Origin of the sequence: Maribacter sp., from assembly GCA_020629415.1 — a bacterium.
Taxonomy (GTDB): Bacteria; Bacteroidota; Bacteroidia; order Flavobacteriales; family Flavobacteriaceae; genus Maribacter; species Maribacter huludaoensis.
In genome coordinates this window covers 1-1,715 of record JAHDDL010000022.1, presented here as the reverse complement: position 1 = coordinate 1,715, position 1,715 = coordinate 1, and the positions used below count along the sequence as shown (strand labels likewise).

Genomic DNA, 1,715 nt, shown 5'->3' with positions numbered 1-1,715 from the left:
TTCATCGAAAGAGTTTTTTGTTTGTTCACCCTTTAGATTCAAATTTTAAAAAATGTTACCTTTTTATTTGAAAAAAATATTATTCCGGTTCAACATCCATCTTGTTTATAGCTGTAGATGCTAAAATAAAAGCCGCTAAAAGAAATAAAGCTGCCAAAGCATATGGTGCACCAGGAAAGTAAATGGACGCCTTTGGACGGATAAAATAATAAAAGACGGGTGCGAAGATAAACTGACCCAAAATTGCCGTTATACTCACCAAACCGGTTATGGATCCTTGCAATATTCCCTGTTCTTTTTCAGAAACTTGATTAGAAATAACACCTTGTACGGTTGGACCTGCAATTCCTCCCAATGCGTACGGGATCAAAAATGCATAAAGCATCCAGGGTTCTTTAGCAAATGAAAATAGAAACATACCCACTGTCCAAAGCAAAAACCCAAATGTAATTACTTTACGCTTTCCGAATTTCGTTACAATTTTCCCAACTAGATAGCCCTGTACAATAGCAACAAGTAGACCAACTACCATAAGAGATAATCCTATTTGTTTCGGATTCCAATCATAACGTTCAATGCCATAATACGACCATGTAGATGGCAAAGCTTGCCCTGCAAGGTTTGCCAAAAAGAATGCAGAAATCAGTAATAAGATACCCTTATAATTACGCAAAGCGAATAAAGAAACCCCAGGAATCATCTTTGAAAAGTGGATTTGCCTTCTATTCTCCGGAGTCAAAGATTCAGGCACAAAGAAATAACCAAAAAGGAAATTTGCAAATGTTAGGCCTGCAGCAATATAGAATGGAAGTCTAATATCTATCTCCCCAAAAAAACCACCAATACCAGGACCTATTATAAATCCTATTCCGAATGCGGCACCTATTAATCCGAAGTTCTTTGCCTTATTTTCTTTGGTACTTACATCAGCAATATATGCAGAAGCAACGGTAAAACTAGCTCCGGTTATCCCCGCTAAAAAACGACCTAGAAACAACCAGGTGATTGTGGGTGCCCAGGCATGAATTAAGTAATCTATACTTAAACCTAAAAGTGCCAAAAGTAATATGGGTCTTCTACCATATCTATCCGAAATTTCACCCAATACCGGTGAAAACAAAAATTGCATACCCGCAAAAGCGGTCGTTAGCCCCATACCGTAAATAATTGCCATGTGATTGCCCTCGCCTGTTAACTCCATAATCAAATCGGGAATTATCGGTAAGATGATACCTATACCTATAACATCCACTAAGATGGTAATGAAAATAAATAGTAACGCGGTTTTCTTAGATTTCATGGTCAAGACAAAAGTCGGGTAAAAAAAGGATAATAAAAGCAATAAAAACAAAAACCCCACTGGGGAGTGGGGTTTTTATATATAGTTAAAAGCGTATTAAGCTGAGACAACAAGAAGTCATCTATATATGAACATTTTTAATTGTTCAATGCCTCTGCACCACCAACAATCTCTAAAATTTCATTGGTAATAGCTGCTTGTCTTGCTTTGTTATATGTTAATTTCAATTGATCGCGCATTTCTGTTGCGTTATCAGTTGCTTTGTGCATTGCCGTCATACGTGCACCGTGTTCACTAGCAAAAGAATCTCTAATACCTTTGTACAATTGTGTCTTCAAGGACTTAGGAATCAATTGTTCAATGATTTCAACTTTTGATGGTTCAAAAGTATAATCGGCACTCGCAGTTTCTTCAA

General features: G+C 37.0%; 2 protein-coding genes. Both read right to left on the bottom strand.

Features of this window, described 5'->3' with window-relative positions:
• Positions 1-79: 79 nt before the first annotated feature.
• Entirely contained in the window at positions 80-1,300 is a 1,221-nt protein-coding gene (locus QZ657_RS10205) for a TCR/Tet family MFS transporter (RefSeq protein WP_291966685.1), read from the bottom strand.
• 137 nt (positions 1,301-1,437) lie between these two features.
• Positions 1,438-1,715, bottom strand: a 278-nt coding sequence (locus QZ657_RS10200; RefSeq protein ID WP_291966683.1) for a F0F1 ATP synthase subunit gamma, incomplete at its 5' end; no start/stop codon positions are given.